Origin of the sequence: Bariatricus sp. HCP28S3_F11 (assembly GCF_052065395.1) — a bacterium.
In the GTDB taxonomy this organism is placed as follows: Bacteria; Bacillota; Clostridia; order Lachnospirales; family Lachnospiraceae; genus Allocoprococcus.
In genome coordinates, this window is the sequence record NZ_JBQHUC010000080.1 from 1 (window position 1) to 2445 (window position 2445).

General features: G+C 34.8%; 3 protein-coding genes and 1 pseudogene. All 4 read left to right on the top strand.

The genetic code is table 11. The features are described from left to right. Window positions 1-113: 113 nt before the first annotated feature. A pseudogene (gene xerA / locus ACTNBR_RS16185) lies at window positions 114-923 on the top strand (site-specific tyrosine recombinase/integron integrase); the annotation flags it as partial. An 80-nt stretch (window positions 924-1003) separates the two neighbouring features. After that, complete coding sequence (locus tag ACTNBR_RS16190; RefSeq protein ID WP_441019213.1) at window positions 1004-1261, top strand: type II toxin-antitoxin system Phd/YefM family antitoxin; 258 nt, start codon at window positions 1004-1006, stop codon at window positions 1259-1261. 78 nt (window positions 1262-1339) lie between these two features. Beyond that, entirely contained in the window at window positions 1340-1585 is a 246-nt protein-coding gene (locus tag ACTNBR_RS16195; RefSeq protein WP_441019215.1) for a type II toxin-antitoxin system RelE/ParE family toxin, read from the top strand. Between the two features lie 48 nt (window positions 1586-1633). Further along, window positions 1634-2281 (top strand): YoaK family protein, encoded by a 648-nt coding sequence (locus ACTNBR_RS16200; RefSeq protein ID WP_441019217.1) that lies wholly within the window; start codon window positions 1634-1636, stop codon window positions 2279-2281. Window positions 2282-2445 lie beyond the last annotated feature (164 nt).

Below are 2445 nucleotides of genomic sequence, written 5' to 3' on the forward strand. Positions count from 1 at the left end.
AAGAACCGCGGGGCACGCGGGGATAGCTTATTGATACTTAGCCCTATCGGGTTATTGAGTAAGAAGCCCCTACTTCAAAGCTTTAGGGCTTAAGTAGTGGGAGCATGTCACCTGCCAAGCATTTAGAAGGATGTTCTGACAAAACGATACGCTATTATAGGTGTAATATTGAGAAGATGCTGGAGTCAATTAACATACCGGTGATAAAGATATCTACCGAAATGTTACGAAAATATCTTGTAGAGTATCAAGCAATAGATAATTGTGGAAAGGTGACTATTGATAATATTCGTAGAAGCCTTTCCACATTCTTTTCTTGGTTGGAGGAAGAAGATTATATAATAAAAAGTCCGATGAAAAGAATTCATAAGGTGAAGACAGCGATTATTGTAAAAGATACTATTTCAGATGAGAAAGTTGAGATTCTTAGGGATAATTGTAATAATTTACGTGATAGGGCAATGATTGATTTCTTGCTTTCGACAGGAATTCGGGTAGGTGAATTGGTAAGATTGAACATTGATGATATAGATTTCTCAGAACGTGAATGTGTTGTTTATGGAAAAGGAGATAAAGAACGTAAAGCTTATTTTGATGCAAAGACAAAGATTCATTTGATAAACTATATCGAATCAAGGACAGATAATAATAGTGCATTATTTGTTTCTCTGAATAAACCACACAATAGACTTACTGAAAGTGGTGTAGAATTACGCTTGCGAGAAATGGGTAAGAAGTTAGGTGTAGAAAAGGTGCATCCACATAAATTCAGGAGAACTATGGCAACTAGAGCAATTGAAAAGGGAATGCCGATAGAACAAGTACAGAAGATACTTGGACATGAACAGATAGATACAACGCTTAGATATGCTATGGTAAATCAGAATAATGTGAAAATGTCCCATAGAAAATATATTTCTTAGTGATTGATAAAAAGAGAAATAAGGGTTATAATTAATTTGGCAAGATAAAATTATGATAGAATTTGGATAAGGAGGTTGCTATGATACAGATAAGACCAGTTTCGGACTTGAGAAATAAATTTCCTGATATTGAAAAAGCGGTTGGAGGAGGAGAACCGGTATTTTTAACAAAGAATGGATATGGTGCAATGGTTGTATTAAGCTTAGAGGCGTACTCGAAACTTACAGATGGTGTTGAGGCTACATTGGACGAGGCGGACAGATACGCATCAGAGAATGAAAAAAGATATACACATGAAGAAGTTTTTTCAAATCTTCGAAGGAGGGTAAATGGCTGATACACAGTATGAATTAAGGTATTTACCTTTATTTTACGAGGATTTAGAACAAAAAGTTATATATATATATCAGAAACTTTGCATAATGAAAAAGCGGCAAATGATTTATTAGATGCAGTTGAAAAAGCGATAATGGAAAGATTACCTATTGCGGAATCATTTGAACCATTTCGCTCTGTAAAAGAAAGGCAATACAAATACTATCGTATTTATGTTAAGAATTTTGTTATTTATTATGTTGTAATAGATGGTATTGGTTCTAAAAAAATCATGGAAGTTAGACGTTTTTTATATAATAAACAAGACCGTGAACAGTTGATATAAATCAATCAACTACGCGGTGAATTTGAATTTGTGGAGGTGTTCTTTACATTGCAAACATCAGAGAGCTTTAGATTAAGTGCTGTCCTGGCGTTTTCAGGTGGATTTCAGGATGCATATACTTACAATATGAGAGACCATGTTTTTGCAAATGCTCAGACAGGTAATGTTGTTCTGATGAGTCAGAATTTTATGCAAGGCAATGCGGTTATGGGGTTTCATTATATGTTTCCTTTGCTTTCATTTGCTGCAGGAATTTTTATTGCCGAGCAAATTGAAAACAAGTTCAAGAACAGTAAGGGCATACACTGGAGACAAATCATTCTGTTTATAGAAATACTAATGCTTGGCCTTGTCGGATTTATGCCACTCAAATTAAATATGATTGCTAATATGTTAGTTTCCTTTTCATGTGCTATGCAGGTGCAGACTTTTAGAAAAGTGCATGGATACGGATATGCGAGCACTATGTGTATAGGAAATTTAAGAAGCGGAACAGAAAGCTTATCACATTACCTCCGGAATAAGGATAAGGAATCTTTATATAAAGCACTTCATTTTTGGGGTATAATTATCATTTTTGCAATCGGAGCCGGAAGCGGAGGAGTTCTATCTAATATCTGGGGTATAAAAACGATTTTGGTTTCCCCAATACTCTTAACTTTCGTTATTATAATGATGATTAAGGAGTACCGGTAAATTTCAGTTTGTCTGGACATGTAAATGAATTCTCTCTTTCTTACTGATTTTAGCCTGAATTATTCATGAGCATATAAAAATGCTCGATACTACAAAACCTTGAACCAGCTCCCATGAAATCAATCGAGTTATCCACAAAAATGGGTAGACTATCCCCTTGAAAT